This is a genomic window from Mammaliicoccus sp. F-M27, from assembly GCF_022387115.1.
In the GTDB taxonomy this organism is placed as follows: Bacteria; Bacillota; Bacilli; order Staphylococcales; family Staphylococcaceae; genus Mammaliicoccus; species Mammaliicoccus vitulinus.
Window position 1 is genome coordinate 42,528 of the sequence record NZ_JAJNIE010000005.1, and the last position, 15,497, is coordinate 58,024.

Below are 15,497 nucleotides of genomic sequence, written 5' to 3' on the forward strand. Positions count from 1 at the left end.
AATTCTCACTTATTTGAAAAGAAGTTTATTCACTAAATAGCTGCTTGTGCCATTTTAGAAAATTTATAAGTGCCATCCTTTTTAACAAGTGTTACAACTTCATTAAAAGATTTCTTTTCATCTTCACTACCATTCTTTGGATGTGCTGTTGTTTCAACATTATAAAATACAACAATTTGATCTTTTTTCTTCTCTAAGAATTTAATATTGGATATCTTTTTATCAAACTTATAATTTTCAAGCGTATCTTTCAAAACTTTTTCTTCTTCTTTAACATCAAGTTGTTTAGAGTCTGTATCTATCGTTTTTATATATTCATCAACATTGCCATCATTTAAAGATTTTCTGTTCTTTTCTATAGTATCTTTAACTGCCTTCTCAGTTTTTTCATCAACTTGAATTGTATCTTTAGGATTTCCTTTGTCATCTAACAGTAAACCTTGGCTGTCATCTGCATCGTCAGTCGTTTGTTTCGGCTCCTCTTTCGACCCACAAGCCACTAACACTAGAGACAATACTAAACATAAAAGTAATAATTTATTTTTCAATTCATACAATCCTTTCCCGACTAATTTCAATAGTATATAATAATCGTAACAGATTATGATGTAAAGGGAGAAGTATAAACATGGCAGAAGGACTTATTACAATAAAATCAGCACATGAAACTGAAATTGTTATCAATAAATCAAGGTTTATTGCAAGTATACATCCAGCTGAAACAGAAGAAGAAGCTAAAGCATTTATACAACTTAAGAAAAAAGAACATCATGATGCCACACATAATTGTTCAAGCTATATTATAGGTCCAACCATGCTCATACAAAAAGCTAACGATGACGGTGAACCATCAGGAACTGCTGGCGTACCCATGTTAGAAGTATTAAAAAAACAACAACTCCATAATGTCGTCGTTGTTGTTACAAGATATTTTGGTGGTATTAAATTAGGAGCTGGCGGACTTATAAGAGCATATGGAAGTGCAGTCAGCCAAGTTATTAAAGAAATCGGACGTATCATATTATTAGATGCCATTCCGTTCGAAGTCACACTCGATTATGATCAAACTGGCCGCTTCGAACATGAATTACAACAAACAGATTATCAGCTTGTGGATACATCTTATACAGACAAAGTAACATATACAATTCACGTGATTGCATCTGAAGAAGATCATTTCATATCATTCTTGAATGAAATAAACCAAGGCAAATACGATTTAAACAAACAAGACATGATCGCTTTGCCATTTCCATATAACAAAGAAGAAGAACGCTAATCAAAAAATTAGCGTTCTTTCTTGTATCTTGTTCTTGTTAACAAGTTAAGGATAGGTCTATAGTTTGCATTGATAAGTCCTGTAAATTCTACGATTAGTTCTATTGTAATCAATATCATAACAAACATCATTAAGACGCCATATGGTGGTGATAAATAAAGTATTACACTTGATATACTAAATAGAATGGCTATCATATATATTAATATGACCGTTTGCCTATGTGTATAACCTAAATCGAGCAACTTGTGATGTAAATGCGATTTATCCGCTTGTACGATTGATTGACGATTATGTAACCTACGAATGACTGCAAATAACATATCTATAAATGGAACAGCAAGGATAACCATTGGGAAGAATAACGATATTAAGGTGATGTTTTTAAAACCTAATAACGATAACACACCAATGATATAACCTAGAAGTAATGCACCGCTGTCTCCTAAGAATATTTTTGCGGGATGTGAATTAAACACTAGGAATCCTAATAAAGAACCGATTAATACACTACAAATCATCATAATAAAAATGTTTTGTTGTAGAATTGCGATAAACCCTATCGTGATTAAAGCGATACAAGATATACCTGAAGCTAATCCGTCTAACCCATCTATTAAGTTTATTGCATTCATAACTGCAACTACCCAAAAAATTGTCATTGGAATACTAAATATCCCAAATTCTATTACAATGCCAAAAGGTAACGTAATAAAATCAAGTGTGACACCGTTTAAGACTACAATTAAAGAAACAGCTATTTGTCCTGCAAGTTTAATGAGTGGTTTCATATCATATAGATCATCAACTAAACCAATTAAATATATAACAATCGCACCTAATATAATAGGAATGATTTCATGTTCAACTGGTTTACCCCACCATAATCCGATAAGAAAAGATAATAAAATGACTGAGCCGCCTAATACTGATACGGGTTTAGTATGAACTTTCCTAACATTTGGCATATCTACAGCACCAATTTTTTTAGAAAGAACGATAACTAAAGGTGTTAGTATTAAACTTACAATCATGGATAGTAATATTAGTTGCAAAGTAAACATGGATTCACCTTCATTTTGTATTTGAAGCATTATTTTAATTTAAACATTACTTTTAGAATATCAAAATTTTTCTGTACATGCCATAAAAACAATAGTATACCACATATTTAAAGTCAAAGAATTCTACATCTAATCTGAACAAGAAATCGTTTATGTGAAAAAAGAAACTTTTTTAACAAAATAACCTGTTATACCGTGACAAACGTCACCTAATAGATTACAATATCATATGGCTTACTAAAAGAAGGATGGTGTTAAATGATACAAGCAATTATATTTAATATATCAGTAACTATTGCAGCATTTTATCTATACCATCGAATACAATATAACGAAACGAGAACTGTGACTTTTTCTCAAAATTATATCACCCTCTTAATGACAGGTGTTGCCATATTATTAATAACCAATCCCATACAATATCATGAACACGTTATTACATTAAGTTTTATACCGATACTTTTCTTAGGAAGATTTACTAATTTATTTTATTCCGTTGTGAGTGCAGGTATAGTATTACTTGTTGATATGTTCGTATTTGGAACACCCTTTTTAGATAATTTGCATTTGCTTATTATCGCAATTGTAGTTGGTTTCATAGGTCCATTTCTTAAACAAAGTGATTTCGTTAGTATTCAATTATTATATTTAATCAGCATCATTATTATTGCAATTACACTTATATTTTTAAATCCAGATTCATGGTTAAATGAGTGGTTGTTTCTTGTACCCGTTTCCTTTATCCTAAGTATTATAAGTGCAAGTGTTTATCGAGACATTTGGATCTTGAAAAATTTAATTTCAAGATATGAAAATGAAGAATCAGTTGATTACTTAACAGGTTTAGGAAATGTTAAAGAATTTGATCGTTATTTAAATAAGACAACTGAACAAATTACTGAAGAAAATCAATCTATGGCCTTATTATTAATTGATATTGACGGCTTTAAAGATGTGAACGATGCACATTCACATAAAGCTGGAGATGCTGTTCTCAAACAAATGTCACAATTATTGATTAATTATTTACCGAAAGATGTGAAAGCTTTTCGTAACGGTGGAGAAGAATTTTCAATTATTCTTGTCGGTGAAACGCTAGATAGCGCAATCAAACTAGCTGAAAGTATTCGTGACAGTGTGCAACGATCTACTTTCCATTTACCTAATAAAGAAACAATTAATTTATCTGTTTCTATTGGTGTAGGTTACTTGAGCGAAGAAGATAATAAATCTAAGCGTCGTGTGTTTAAAGATGCTGATGATATGTTACACGAAGCAAAATTACAAGGTCAAAACAAAGTAATGTTCAATCCAATTATTAAGTTATAAAATGAACATAGAATTGCCTATAGCAATTCTATGTTTTTTGTTGAATAGTTTTTATTTTGTCGATTTACATAAATTCAATGTGAAACTGGAGGTTAATATGGAAGAGATACAAGACTTCACTATTATAGATGAGAATAAAATAATTGATGTTGTCATGACAGCTGGCCGAATACTTTTAGAGAGTGGTGCTGAAACGTATAGAGTTGAAGATACGATGGCACGAATTGCGACGAGCTACGGCTTAGAAAATACCCATAGCTTTGTAACTTCCACTGCTATTATTTTCTCGTTAAATGACAGAACAAATACACGTCTTATAAGAATAGACGAACGCACAACAGACTTAGAAAAGATTTCATTAACAAATCAAATTTCTCGTAAAATCGCAAATAACGAATTATCGATAGACGAAGCTAAGTCTGAACTTATACATTTGCATCATGCAGCATTGCAATTTCCATTTTGGTTAAAAGTATTAGCTGCTGCTATTGCATCAGCCTGTTTTTTACCTATGTTTGGTGGTAAACAAGCAGAAGTAATACCATCATTTATAGCAGGTGGTACCGGATATTTAACAATGTCTATTGTACATAATACAATTAGAATCAAATTCTTTACCGAGTTTATTAGTTCATTAATTATCGCTACAATTGCAACCATTAGCGTTAATTTCTTTATTGGTGTTAATTTAAGCTTAATAACAATCGCTTCAGTAATGCCACTCGTACCAGGTGTACTCATTACAAATGCTATTAGAGACTTAATGGCTGGCCAATTACTTGCTGGTATTTCTAAAGGTGTTGAAGCGGCGCTAACAGCTTTCGCTATCGGTGCTGGTGTTGCCATTGTGTTATTACTAAGTTAAGGAGGTGCTTTAAATGTTAGATTATATATATCAAATTTTATTAAGTTTTACAGCAACGTTATTTTTCTCTGTCATTTTCAACGCACCTAAAAGACTTTTAGTAGCTTGCGGTATCGTTGGTGCAATGGGCTGGATGATTTACTCAATTTCATTAGACTTCGGTATAGATAAAGTTCAAGCTTCATTCTATGGTAGTTTCGCATTAGCTTTAATGAGCCATATTATGAGCCGTTATTATAAACGACCTATGATTATATTTATAGTTGCGGGCATCATTCCCCTAGTACCTGGTGGATTAGCTTATGACGCTACTAAAAATTTAGTCATAAACAATTATGATGTCGCAATCAATACTACATTACAAGCTACATTGATATCAGGTGCAATCGCATTTGGAATATTATGTTCAGAAATTATCTTCCAAATCTACATTCGTTCAAAGCGTTCTTTTGCTTCTCGTAAACAAAAGAGCGTATAATAAATAGCGTAAATAGATGTAAAAAGGGAGCGAGCAATTTGAAACAACGTCTAATTGAGCGATTAGAAAGATATGTAAAAATAGATACACAAGCTGATCCACATAGTCAAACTACACCATCTACAAAGAAACAGTGGGACTTAATCAACTTACTTCAAGACGAAATCAAAGATTTAAACCTTGAAGTAGAAGTAGATGACAAAGGCTATTTAATGGCAACTTTGCCGTCAAATACAGATAAAAAAGTACCTACTATAGGCTTATTAGCACATATCGATACATCTCCAGACTATAATGCATCAAACGTCAAACCTTTAATAGTCGAAAAATATGACGGTGAGGAAATTCGTTTAGGTGATTCAGAAAAAGTACTGAGTCCAAAAACATTTCCACAATTAAAAAAAGTAATCGGACATACTTTGATGACAACAGATGGCACTTCACTGCTCGGTGCAGATGATAAAGCTGGGGTTACCGAAATTATGGAAGCTATTATTTATTTAATGGAACATCCAGAAATTAAACACGGTGATATTAGATTTAGTTTTACACCAGATGAAGAAATTGGTAGAGGGCCACATCACTTTGATGTAGAACGTTTTAATGCAGATTTTGCTTACACATTAGATGGTAGCCTTGAAGGCGAATTACAATACGAAAGCTTTAATGCTGCATCTGCAGTAGTAGAAGTAAATGGCGTCAATGTACATCCTGGTTCTGCAAAAGACGTAATGGTAAACGCCAATACATTAGCAATGGCATTCAATGACCAATTACCTAGTGATGAAGCACCAGAACACACTGAAGGCTATGAAGGTTTTTACCATTTGTCAGATATGTCAGGCACAGTTGAAAAAGCAACACTTCAATATATAATACGAGATCATGATAAAGCTCAATTTGAGCGTAGAAAAAATCATTTACTAGATATAGCTAAGAATTTAAACCATAAATATAATAATGAACTCATTTCCGTTACAATCAATGATCAGTATTATAATATGGGTGAAAAAATCAAGCCGCTTCCTGAGCTTATTAACATACCAGAGAAAGTTATCCAATCATTAGGCATGTCCCCTATCATAGAACCAATACGAGGCGGGACAGACGGTTCACAACTTTCATATATGGGATTGCCAACACCAAACTTATTTACAGGTGGCGCAAACTTCCACGGACCATTTGAATATGCATCAATAGATGTCATGAAAAAAGCAGTCCACACGATTGTTGGTATAGTATCCGAATTTGAAAAACAATCATAAAAATAATCCGAGACATCAATGTCTTAGAAATTAAAAAAGAGCAGAAATTCATTTGTACAAATGAATTTCTGCTCTTTTTAATATCTGTCCGTTATTTATAATGAAGTCTTTACTAGTCTAAGTGATTGTGTTGTTAAGTGTCTTAACGCGATACCCATTTCTAAATCACTCATTGTATATTGGTCTTTGTTAAATACTTTAAACATTGCTGTCACATCTTGCTCTATATATTGATTGAACTTTTCATCTGTGGCACATATCGCAATATTTATTTTGTTGTATTTTTTACAGATTTCAGCTATTCTCACTGACGTTGTTTCCAACAGTTGTTGATTCGGTTTCAAGCCTTCACCAAATACAACTAAATCTGCTTGCTCTATTAATTGATCTAAATATGTCAGTTCATTTACAACATCCCCACCTGTTACAAGTTGAGCGTTCCATAAACTATTAAATAAAGCTGCTAAACCACTTCCTGATCCGCCACGTTCTTCTTTACCTAGTAATATTTTATGCTGACTTTTAAATAATTCACTTATATACCATAAAGCATTATCGATTGAAGTCGCATCTTCTGAAGTGATTTGATTCAATTCTAGTTCTTTCATAACACGGCTATTTTTACCGTAGTATTTAGACTCAAAGTCTGTAATCACTTTAATGTTTTTATTATTTAATCTTTTATCTAAATCATATAAATCAATTGTTCTAATATATTTAATCCATTTAGCACCTTTACTAATATCTACTAAGCTTCCTTCAGCATCGTAGAATTTAGCACCTAATGCTTGTAACATACCAAGTCCGCCATCGTAACTCGCCACATTACCTACAGATATCAACATTTCTTCACTATCTTCATTTAGTGCTTCTAAGATGACTTCCCCTAATCCATATGAAGATGTATTAAGCGGGTTCTTGACTTCTTCACTCGAAGTTAGGATATTCCCTGCCTCTACTACCGTTATATTTTTCTCTGTCACGACGTAAACAGATGATTTTGGTCTCATATCCGCATCATGATGATTCACTGAATATTTCGTGCCAGATTGCCATAATAATACTGAATCTATAACTTCTCTTTGTCCATTAAATAATGGAACTTGGACAATATCCGCTTCATTAAATTGAGACTTTATTGCTTCTTCGACAAATCGATTTGCATGGTAACTAGATAAAATACTATCAAACTCATCCATCGCAACTAATACTCTCATAATTTTCACCTCATGCTTTTTATCTTAATTCATTATACTGTTTTTTTGCGCAATTAACAAAAAACAAACAGTCTTTTGACTGTTTGCTTATTATTAGTATTACTCTTCTGCTTTCGATAAACTTGCTACTGTGATATTTTCATGACTCGCATCCCATTCAGCATTCCCGTTTACAAAATAAAATGCTTGCGGCGATTCATGTTTGACTCCAGTTTTGTCAGCTATATAATCAGACAATTCTCTTTCTTCTTGAACAATTACGTAATAACCGTCCATGTCTCTTTCATATAAGAATTTGTTAAATTGATCATATGCACTTGCTGAAATAGGACAAGTACTGCTGTGTTTCATAACAAATACGTTTGGATTATCATTGAGTACTTTTTCAAATTGATCGATGGAAGTTAATTTCACGACCATTTTAATTCACCTCTATCATAATTTAACCAATACAATTGAACACTATATCATTTATCCATTTATATGGCAAATTCTATTTTATTAATTATCTCTACCCGTAATCTACAATATTAACCACAACACAACTTTGGTATACTAGTTATATATTAAGGAGGTGCAAGATTTGTCCAAAAATACGACACCCATCCTTATTAAAAGATGGGGCATGATTGATACTATTAATGCATGTTTACTTATTATTTCTATCCTGTTTTTATTTGATTTTAAAAATCAACCTGCATTATCGTACATTCTTATCATCGCATTTACTATTTGGTTCATATCACTTGTTGGTAAAAACATCTATCTATCAAAGAACCGTAACGATAAAGAAACAATAAATAAAAAATAAATAAAAAACACACCGATTACACAAAACAATGTATTTGGTGTGTTTATTTGTTTAATCTTTCAATCGCTTTGTCGTATTTTTCATCTTTGCCTAGATAACTAAACTGAGAACTTACACCATTTGCTACTTGTACTTTTTGAAGTTTTTCTTCAATTATAATACCTTTTTTGCGTTCTTTATAGTAATTAATAAGCGTATAATACACTTCTATTTGAGCTTGTCTCATTTGGTTAACTCTTTTAGATGATATATTCGTTTGATTCAATGATTTCACATTTTTTGAAAATAGTGGAATAATCTCTTTTTCAATATAATCTGCTCTATCTTGAACATTTTGAGTTTCGTTTAAATATTTAGCTTTGGTACTTAACTCTTCACTATTTTTATCAATTACTGATACGAGCGCTTCATAATCTTCTTTGTCTTCAGGATTATTTTTAGCTAGCTTCGCATTTTTTTCAGCGTCAGATTTATTTTGCTCAAAAATATTTGTATATTCTAATATTTTTTCATTAGATTTAATAGATTGCTTAAATAATGAAATGTATTCATTTAACTCTGTTATTGTTTCTTCTTTCTTTTTCACGTTACTCATGTAAATATTATGAGCATCTTTAACTTCATTTGTGCTTACATTTATATTTTCAGCTTGTTTTCTAAGATCTTTAACTTCAGGTATAATCCGCTTTTCAAGCTTATCTTGAAGTTCATTCAACTCTTTACGTTTCTCAACTGTTACTTCTGTACCTATAAGTTGATCTAACTGGTTTAATCTTAATTCATCTATATCTTTAAGAATTGAATTTTCTTTTTTATAAATAGGTTTCATATCCCTTTTATACTTTTGAAGATCTGAATGTAATTCATTACTACAAGCTGCAATAATTAAGACAAGAACAAACATCATTAAATAAAGTAATTTAATTTTCATCATTGCACCTCTGCTTCCCTTGTATTATACATAATTTCATGGATAATGAAAATGTTATATTATATATTCATGTATGTGTTATAGAAAGGAGTACTTATGTTAAAACTTCCACAGCCCTTTATTCAATTACAATCATCAGATGATTTTAAACCAAAATTTAAAATGATTCAACAATTATTATTGGAACTGTTAGATTCGCCAGTGATAGCAGTCTATCACATAGGTGGCACTAAGCAAACACATTATTCTACTGAGCCAATTATTGATGTTCTTGTAACAGTAAAGTCGTTACATGACATTACGAGCTTAGACGAAAAAAGACTAAACTATCATCAAATATATCGATTGCATAATGGCTATCACAAAAAAATTATAATGGCTCAATTTCAAGACATGGTTGCGTTAAATCAAATTGCACGTTTACATATTGTTGAACAAAACAACCAAATGTTATATGATTATTTAACTGTAGAGGCACTTTTAACAAATGATACAAATATTATAAAGACTTTCGAATCATTTAAGATAGAGGCTTTACATAATTCTAGAAGTATTAAAGACTATGAAAACCAAAAACAAAAATGGTTTCAACAACTCATAAATAAACATAAAAAATAACCTATTAGCTTAAGATTATAAATCTTGATATAATAGTATTAAGCGCACAATAAAGAAAGGACGTCGTACGTTGGATAATCATACTATTTTGGAGGCGTTAACTACTTTCCTCCCTAAATCACTTATAAAGGTAGACGAGCCACTAAAAAGATATACATTCACTAAAACTGGTGGCAAAGCGGACTTTTATTTATCACCCACTTCACATATAGAAGTACAAAAGATTATAGAATTTGCATATAATAATCAAATTCCATTAACATTTTTAGGAAATGGTTCAAATATCATCATTCGAGATGGTGGTATAAGAGGCATTGTTATAAGCTTATTACAATTCAATCAAATAACCGTTAATAATCAATCCATTACTTGCGGAAGCGGCGCAGCTATTATTGATGTATCTAGACGTGCTAGAAATCATCATTTAACAGGTTTAGAATTTGCCTGTGGGATACCAGGTTCTGTTGGTGGAGCAGTATACATGAATGCTGGTGCATATGGCGGCGAAGTGAAAGATTGTATAGATTACATTAAGGCGGTAGATGATACAGGTCAATTACACGTCATTAAAGGTGAAGATTTAGAATTAGACTATCGTACAAGCATTGTTCAACGAAAACATTTAGTCGTATTAGAAGCAACATTCAAATTAAAAGACGGTGACATTAATTCAATTCAAGCAACTATGGATGACTTAACACAACGTCGTGAAGATAAACAACCATTAGAATATCCTTCATGTGGAAGTGTCTTCCAAAGACCACCTAATCATTTTGCTGGTAAACTTATTCAAGATGCAGGACTACAAGGTCATAGAATTGGTGGCGTAGAAGTATCTACTAAGCATGCCGGATTTATCGTGAATGTAGATAATGGTACAGCCACAGACTATGAAAACATCATTAAACATGTCCAAAGCGTAGTTAAAGAAAAATTTGACGTAGAATTAAAAAGAGAAGTAAGAATCATCGGAGAAAGATTAAAAGATTAAAAAAGACAAGCGATTAATTAATATCGCTTGTCTTTTTTACTTTTATTCTAAACCTTTAATGACTTCGTCTACTTGTTTTTCAGTTGTTCTTACGCCACCTGAAGCTAAGTACCATAATTCTGGATCAACATTAATGACTTTATCATTTTTAATAGCATCTACATCTTTAATGACATCATTTGATAATGCTTTGTTTGAACTTTCTTTACCACCAATAGCTTTACCTCTATCCATTGCATAAATGATACCTGGATTTTTCTCAGTAACATATTCATAACTGATTGGTTGTCCGTGGCCGCTTGCTTTAATATTTTTATCGACAGGTTTAATATCTAATACGTCATAAATTAAGCTACCAAATCGAGCACCTGGACCATATGTAGATAATTCACCTTCGTTAACTAATAAGAACATTGCTTTGTCGTCTACTTTTTTAGCTTTTGCTTTAGCTGTTTTCACTTTTTTATCTAAATCTGCATTTAATTCTTTTGCTTTATCTTCTTTATCAAAGATCTTACCTAAATTCGTCGTATTTTCTTCAACTGAATTTAATAAATCTTTATCATCTGCACCAACATATAATCTCGCTGCATCTGGAGCTGCTTTTTTCAATTCATCTTGTACTTCTGTACCAGCTGTACGGCCAGAGAACAAGATTAAGTCTGGTTGGATTTCAGCTATTTTATCATAGTTTACTTCTTTTACTGAACCAGTGTTAACAACGTCGTCACCTTTAAATGTATTTAAGAAGTCAGGTAATGATGCGCCACCTTCCCCTTTGGGAGCACCTTTAACTGTATCTTTTACACCTAAAGCTTCAACTGTATCTAAAGCACCATAATCTAATACAACTACTTTTTTAGGATTAACTGGTACTTTAACTTTTTCTTCGATATTTTTAGAATCACTGCCATCTTTCTTCTCACCGCGAACTTGATATTTCGATTGAATTTCTATTGTTTTTGACTCACTTTTAGTATCATCTTTTGATGATTTTTCCTCTTTGCTGCTTGAGTTACTTCCACATGCCACAAGTACTACTGATAATACTGCAATTAATATAAAACTGAATACTTTTTTCATTGACTATGATTCTCCTTCTGATTGAATGATGTAAAATGTGTCCAAAAACCTATCTGCCCATCTAATATCAAGCATCACTCCCTTCAATGTATGAAACTTAATCCATTACATCGCTAACGTTTTTATTTCATCTGCTTCAATGTATTCATTATCAAAATAAACGCATATACGTTGACCATTAATTTCTTCTATTTTAATATCTAAATCATAAATATCACTCAATACTGGTTCATTGATAACCTCATTTTTAAGGCCTGCTATTTCTACTTTACCTTCTTTAATCGCAATAATTTTATCCGAGTAACAAGATGCAAAATTAATATCGTGTATCACAATCACAATCGTTTTGTTCATTTCTTTAACAAGTCTTCTTAAAATTTTCATAATTTGTACAGAATGTTTCATGTCTAAATTATTTAATGGTTCGTCTAATAATATATAATCTGTATCTTGAGCGATTGTCATCGCAATATATGCTCTTTGTTTTTGCCCACCAGATAACTCACCTAAATATTTATTTTGAATGTTCGTTAATCCTAAATATTCTAATGCTTTATCAATCATGATATGGTCTTCTTTTTTTAATTTACCTTTTGAATAAGGAAATCTACCAAAACTCACAAGTTGTCTTACAGAAATCTTAAGTTCTGTATGGTTCGTTTGTTTTAAAATAGAGAGCTTTTTAGCAAGTTCATTACTTTTCATTGAAGAGATATCTTGGTTATCTATTTTAATATTACCTTCATCTGTTTCAATCAATCGGCTAACCATAGCTAAAACCGTACTTTTCCCAGCACCATTCGGTCCAATAAAAGAAGTGATTTTACCTTTTTCAATTTCTATATCAACGTCATCAACGACTTTGCTCTGATGATAAGCTTTTGTTAAACCTTGAACTTTAATCATGCTACATTACGCTCCTTTAAAATTAAGAATATAAAGTAAATACCGCCTATAAAGTTAATCATGATACTAATTTCTGTGTTTCCTTCAAATATGTGTTCGACTACCCATTGACCTAAAAACAAACTGATCCAACTTATGAGTATAGAAGCTGGCAGTATATATTTGTGTTCAAATTCTTTCATAAACTCATGTGCTAAATTAACGACGAGTAGACCTAAAAATGTAATAGGACCTACAAGCGCAGTTGAAATTGTAACAAGCAATGCAACCATAACCATGAGCCATCTCGTCACATTCATATAATTAACGCCAAGATTGATGGCATGATCTCTTCCTAATGACAATACATCTAAATATGGCTTAATCTTAAATGCTATTACAATCATGATTAAAAGTGCTGTACCTGATATTACGAGCAACTTTTCATTAATAGCACTAAAACTTGCAAACATTGCACTTTGTATAGATAAAAATTCTTCAGGATCAATCATCATTTCAATAAAGCTAGATAAACTAGAGAAGAATGTACCAAACACAATACCTAATAATAATATGAAGAATACATTCTGGTCTTTAGATCTAAATAATATTTGGAATAAAAACAAACTAAATAAAATCATGCCGACAAGCGTAATTATAAAATTCAATTGATAGTTTAATACAATTGTCGAAGTTGAACCAAATACAAATATTAAAGAAGTCTTAATAAACATATATACAGCATCTAAACCTATAATAGATGGTGTTAAAATCCTGTTATTCGTAATCGTTTGGAAAACTACTGTAGACACCGCAATACTTCCACCTACTAATAACATAGCAATTACTTTTCTTACACGCCCCGTTAATTGATACTCTAGAATATTTGGATTAATATTATAAAACAAATACAATGCTGCAATCAGTAGTGTTAATACAGATAAAAGGATTAATTTATGTACAGGTGATAATTTATTGAGCATTTCTTGATCGTCCTTTCATCAGCATTACTATAAAAATAAAACTACCAATTACACCAATCGTTAATCCAATTGTAATTTCATAAGGGAAAATGATGAGTCTACCTAATACATCACAAATCATAACAAACAATGCGCCGAAAATAGCTGTATGTGGAAGTGCATTTTTTAAATGATCACCTCTAAACATTGATATTAAGTTTGGAATAATCAATCCTAAGAAAGGCATCATCCCAACTGTTACAACAACGAGCGCGGTAATAATTGATGCGATAATCAACCCGATATTTACGACTTTTTGATAATTAAGTCCTAAGTTCACACTAAAATCTTTACCCATTCCAGCAATCGTAAATTGATTTGCAAATATAAATGCAAGAATCAATAACGGAATACTTATATATAAAATTTCATATCTACCACTTGTAATAATTGAAAAATTACCTTGCATGAAATTCCCTATACTTTGCACAGCATTCGTTCTTAAAGCAACAAAAGATGAAAAACTAGAAACAATATTTCCGAGCATAATACCAACTAGTGGAATGAATATGACATCTTTGAATTGAATTCTTTGTAGAATTTGCATGAATAACATTGTTCCTAACAAACTCAACAATGTAGCAAATAGTAATTTAACTAATATATTTGCCTCTGGAAAAGCAATTAATGAAATTAAAATACCTAATCTAGCCCAGTCCATTGTTCCAGCCGTTGTTGGTGAAACAAATTTATTACGCGTGAGCTGTTGCATAATAAGCCCACAAATTGCTAAAGAGCTACCCGAAATAATAATACTCACTGTTCTTGGAATCCTACTCGATACTAATATATTTTTTTGTTCATCAGATAGATTAAATATATGTAAAGGTTTTACCTCAGAGACACCTATAAAAATCGAGAAAAATGTTGCGATTACTAATAATATAGCTAAAACATCTAAACGCATTAAAAACTTTCCCATGTCACACCCTACTTCTCATTAGTTGATAACGATTATCATTATCTCTATTGTAATGAAGAATAAAATTAAATGCAATGCTATTTTAAAAAAAGAGCAATGGAATTATATTCCACTACTCTTTAATAATTATTTAATATTAATATTTTGATTAGGCATTGTATGTTGATCCCTAGCTGTAACATGGCTCGTTACATTGTATTTACCAGCTTCTTTAAACTTATATTTCAAAGTATATACGCCATCTTTATTTTCTTTAACTTTCTTCATTTCAGAAGAAGCCTTGTCCCCATCTTTAACAATTTCAAACATTACTTCATCTGCATCTTTAACCTTTTCATCCCCAAGTTTAACTTCCGCTGATAATTCAACTTCTTCTCCACTCTTAGCTTCTTTAGGCACATTTAAAGCTACTTCCAAAGCTTGAGGTTTATCAGAAGACTTATGTTCTGAATGATTATGCTCATCTTCCTTCTTATCATTTCCACATGCAGCAAGCACAGAAATTATTAATACCGTTAAAATACTTATCACAATTCTTTTCATGAGTAAAATCCACCTTTCATGCTATTACACTCATTATAAACAATAAATCCATTTTAAATTCAATAAATAATGAAAAATATGTTAACTTTTTAACCCCTATCAATTATAAAAGATCATTTAAGACGAAGTGTGCAAACAATATAGTAAAAAGAGCGTAAACTCTTATTTTCGAAGAATTTACGCTCTTTTATATT

Annotated in this window: 18 protein-coding genes; 8 read left to right on the top strand and 10 right to left on the bottom strand. The window is 31.4% G+C overall.

What is annotated here, in order from left to right; all coding sequences use genetic code 11:
• Positions 1-32 precede the first annotated feature (32 nt).
• A complete protein-coding gene (locus tag LQ598_RS06835) occupies positions 33-548 on the bottom strand; it encodes a hypothetical protein (protein ID WP_103323465.1) in 516 nt (171 codons plus the stop codon).
• A gap of 80 nt (positions 549-628) precedes the next feature.
• Here LQ598_RS06835 and LQ598_RS06840 point away from each other — a divergent pair, with 80 nt between their 5' ends.
• Positions 629-1,279 carry a YigZ family protein gene (locus tag LQ598_RS06840; RefSeq protein WP_103323464.1) on the top strand — a complete coding sequence of 217 codons (651 nt, stop codon included), beginning with the start codon at positions 629-631 and terminating at the stop codon, positions 1,277-1,279.
• An 8-nt stretch (positions 1,280-1,287) separates the two neighbouring features.
• On the opposite strand, the gene LQ598_RS06845 is transcribed toward LQ598_RS06840, so the two are convergent.
• Positions 1,288-2,343, bottom strand: coding sequence for a glycosyltransferase family 4 protein (locus tag LQ598_RS06845; RefSeq protein WP_016911791.1), 1,056 nt, complete (start codon positions 2,341-2,343; stop codon positions 1,288-1,290).
• A 258-nt stretch (positions 2,344-2,601) separates the two neighbouring features.
• On the opposite strand from LQ598_RS06845, the gene gdpS reads away from it, so the two are divergent.
• From gdpS to pepT, 4 genes are all read left to right on the top strand, one after another.
• The gene (gene gdpS, locus LQ598_RS06850; RefSeq protein WP_107536544.1) at positions 2,602-3,672 is read left to right on the top strand and encodes a GGDEF domain-containing protein GdpS; all 1,071 of its coding nucleotides are present in this window, start codon (positions 2,602-2,604) and stop codon (positions 3,670-3,672) included.
• A gap of 97 nt (positions 3,673-3,769) precedes the next feature.
• Positions 3,770-4,537, top strand: coding sequence for a threonine/serine exporter family protein (locus LQ598_RS06855; RefSeq protein ID WP_016911793.1), 768 nt, complete (start codon positions 3,770-3,772; stop codon positions 4,535-4,537).
• A 13-nt stretch (positions 4,538-4,550) separates the two neighbouring features.
• Entirely contained in the window at positions 4,551-5,015 is a 465-nt protein-coding gene (locus LQ598_RS06860; protein WP_016911794.1) for a threonine/serine exporter family protein, read from the top strand.
• A gap of 38 nt (positions 5,016-5,053) precedes the next feature.
• The gene (gene pepT, locus LQ598_RS06865; RefSeq protein WP_239745382.1) at positions 5,054-6,280 is read left to right on the top strand and encodes a peptidase T; all 1,227 of its coding nucleotides are present in this window, start codon (positions 5,054-5,056) and stop codon (positions 6,278-6,280) included.
• Between the two features lie 95 nt (positions 6,281-6,375).
• Here pepT and LQ598_RS06870 read toward each other — a convergent pair whose 3' ends face one another.
• Together LQ598_RS06870 and ytxJ are read right to left on the bottom strand one after the other, a co-directional pair.
• Complete coding sequence (locus LQ598_RS06870; protein WP_103323463.1) at positions 6,376-7,497, bottom strand: glycerate kinase; 1,122 nt, start codon at positions 7,495-7,497, stop codon at positions 6,376-6,378.
• Positions 7,498-7,596: 99 nt separating this feature from the next.
• Positions 7,597-7,917: a bacillithiol system redox-active protein YtxJ gene (gene ytxJ, locus LQ598_RS06875; RefSeq protein WP_016911797.1), complete on the bottom strand. Its 321-nt coding sequence runs from the start codon at positions 7,915-7,917 to the stop codon at positions 7,597-7,599.
• Between the two features lie 154 nt (positions 7,918-8,071).
• On the opposite strand from ytxJ, the gene LQ598_RS06880 reads away from it, so the two are divergent.
• A complete protein-coding gene (locus LQ598_RS06880; protein ID WP_371868295.1) occupies positions 8,072-8,308 on the top strand; it encodes a hypothetical protein in 237 nt (78 codons plus the stop codon).
• A 43-nt stretch (positions 8,309-8,351) separates the two neighbouring features.
• Here LQ598_RS06880 and LQ598_RS06885 read toward each other — a convergent pair whose 3' ends face one another.
• The gene (locus LQ598_RS06885) at positions 8,352-9,239 is read right to left on the bottom strand and encodes an EMYY motif lipoprotein (RefSeq protein WP_107536545.1); all 888 of its coding nucleotides are present in this window, start codon (positions 9,237-9,239) and stop codon (positions 8,352-8,354) included.
• A 96-nt stretch (positions 9,240-9,335) separates the two neighbouring features.
• Here LQ598_RS06885 and LQ598_RS06890 point away from each other — a divergent pair, with 96 nt between their 5' ends.
• Both LQ598_RS06890 and murB read left to right on the top strand, forming a co-directional pair.
• Complete coding sequence (locus LQ598_RS06890) at positions 9,336-9,857, top strand: GrpB family protein (RefSeq protein WP_016911800.1); 522 nt, start codon at positions 9,336-9,338, stop codon at positions 9,855-9,857.
• 70 nt (positions 9,858-9,927) lie between these two features.
• Positions 9,928-10,848, top strand: a complete 921-nt coding sequence (gene murB / locus LQ598_RS06895) for a UDP-N-acetylmuramate dehydrogenase (protein WP_016911801.1) — start codon at positions 9,928-9,930, stop codon at positions 10,846-10,848.
• 42 nt (positions 10,849-10,890) lie between these two features.
• Here murB and LQ598_RS06900 read toward each other — a convergent pair whose 3' ends face one another.
• From LQ598_RS06900 to LQ598_RS06920, 5 genes are all read right to left on the bottom strand, one after another.
• Positions 10,891-11,931 carry a ferrated catecholamine ABC transporter substrate-binding lipoprotein SstD gene (locus LQ598_RS06900; RefSeq protein ID WP_239745383.1) on the bottom strand — a complete coding sequence of 347 codons (1,041 nt, stop codon included), beginning with the start codon at positions 11,929-11,931 and terminating at the stop codon, positions 10,891-10,893.
• A gap of 105 nt (positions 11,932-12,036) precedes the next feature.
• The gene (locus tag LQ598_RS06905; RefSeq protein WP_016911803.1) at positions 12,037-12,837 is read right to left on the bottom strand and encodes an iron ABC transporter ATP-binding protein; all 801 of its coding nucleotides are present in this window, start codon (positions 12,835-12,837) and stop codon (positions 12,037-12,039) included.
• A complete protein-coding gene (locus LQ598_RS06910) occupies positions 12,834-13,799 on the bottom strand; it encodes an iron chelate uptake ABC transporter family permease subunit (protein WP_016911804.1) in 966 nt (321 codons plus the stop codon). Before LQ598_RS06910 ends, LQ598_RS06905 begins: the two co-directional genes overlap by 4 nt.
• The gene (locus LQ598_RS06915; protein ID WP_016911805.1) at positions 13,789-14,760 is read right to left on the bottom strand and encodes an ABC transporter permease; all 972 of its coding nucleotides are present in this window, start codon (positions 14,758-14,760) and stop codon (positions 13,789-13,791) included. The genes LQ598_RS06910 and LQ598_RS06915 overlap by 11 nt, the downstream gene beginning before the upstream one ends.
• Before the next feature lie 126 nt (positions 14,761-14,886).
• Positions 14,887-15,303 (bottom strand): FixH family protein, encoded by a 417-nt coding sequence (locus LQ598_RS06920; RefSeq protein WP_169034557.1) that lies wholly within the window; start codon positions 15,301-15,303, stop codon positions 14,887-14,889.
• Between the last annotated feature and the right edge of the window lie 194 nt (positions 15,304-15,497).

Excerpts from the sequence above, each read along its gene's own strand:
- LQ598_RS06885 (WP_107536545.1), bottom strand. The coding sequence starts at position 9,239 with ATGAAAATTAAATTACTTTATTTAATGATGTTTGTTCTTGTCTTAATT.
- LQ598_RS06890 (WP_016911800.1), top strand. The coding sequence starts at position 9,336 with ATGTTAAAACTTCCACAGCCCTTTATTCAATTACAATCATCAGATGAT.
- LQ598_RS06855 (WP_016911793.1), top strand. The coding sequence starts at position 3,770 with ATGGAAGAGATACAAGACTTCACTATTATAGATGAGAATAAAATAATT.
- ytxJ (WP_016911797.1), bottom strand. The coding sequence starts at position 7,917 with ATGGTCGTGAAATTAACTTCCATCGATCAATTTGAAAAAGTACTCAAT.
- LQ598_RS06900 (WP_239745383.1), bottom strand. The coding sequence starts at position 11,931 with ATGAAAAAAGTATTCAGTTTTATATTAATTGCAGTATTATCAGTAGTA.
- LQ598_RS06860 (WP_016911794.1), top strand. The coding sequence starts at position 4,551 with ATGTTAGATTATATATATCAAATTTTATTAAGTTTTACAGCAACGTTA.
- LQ598_RS06870 (WP_103323463.1), bottom strand. The coding sequence starts at position 7,497 with ATGAGAGTATTAGTTGCGATGGATGAGTTTGATAGTATTTTATCTAGT.
- LQ598_RS06840 (WP_103323464.1), top strand. The coding sequence starts at position 629 with ATGGCAGAAGGACTTATTACAATAAAATCAGCACATGAAACTGAAATT.
- gdpS (WP_107536544.1), top strand. The coding sequence starts at position 2,602 with ATGATACAAGCAATTATATTTAATATATCAGTAACTATTGCAGCATTT.
- LQ598_RS06905 (WP_016911803.1), bottom strand. The coding sequence starts at position 12,837 with ATGATTAAAGTTCAAGGTTTAACAAAAGCTTATCATCAGAGCAAAGTC.
- LQ598_RS06845 (WP_016911791.1), bottom strand. The coding sequence starts at position 2,343 with ATGTTTACTTTGCAACTAATATTACTATCCATGATTGTAAGTTTAATA.
- LQ598_RS06915 (WP_016911805.1), bottom strand. The coding sequence starts at position 14,760 with ATGGGAAAGTTTTTAATGCGTTTAGATGTTTTAGCTATATTATTAGTA.
- LQ598_RS06910 (WP_016911804.1), bottom strand. The coding sequence starts at position 13,799 with ATGCTCAATAAATTATCACCTGTACATAAATTAATCCTTTTATCTGTA.
- LQ598_RS06920 (WP_169034557.1), bottom strand. The coding sequence starts at position 15,303 with ATGAAAAGAATTGTGATAAGTATTTTAACGGTATTAATAATTTCTGTG.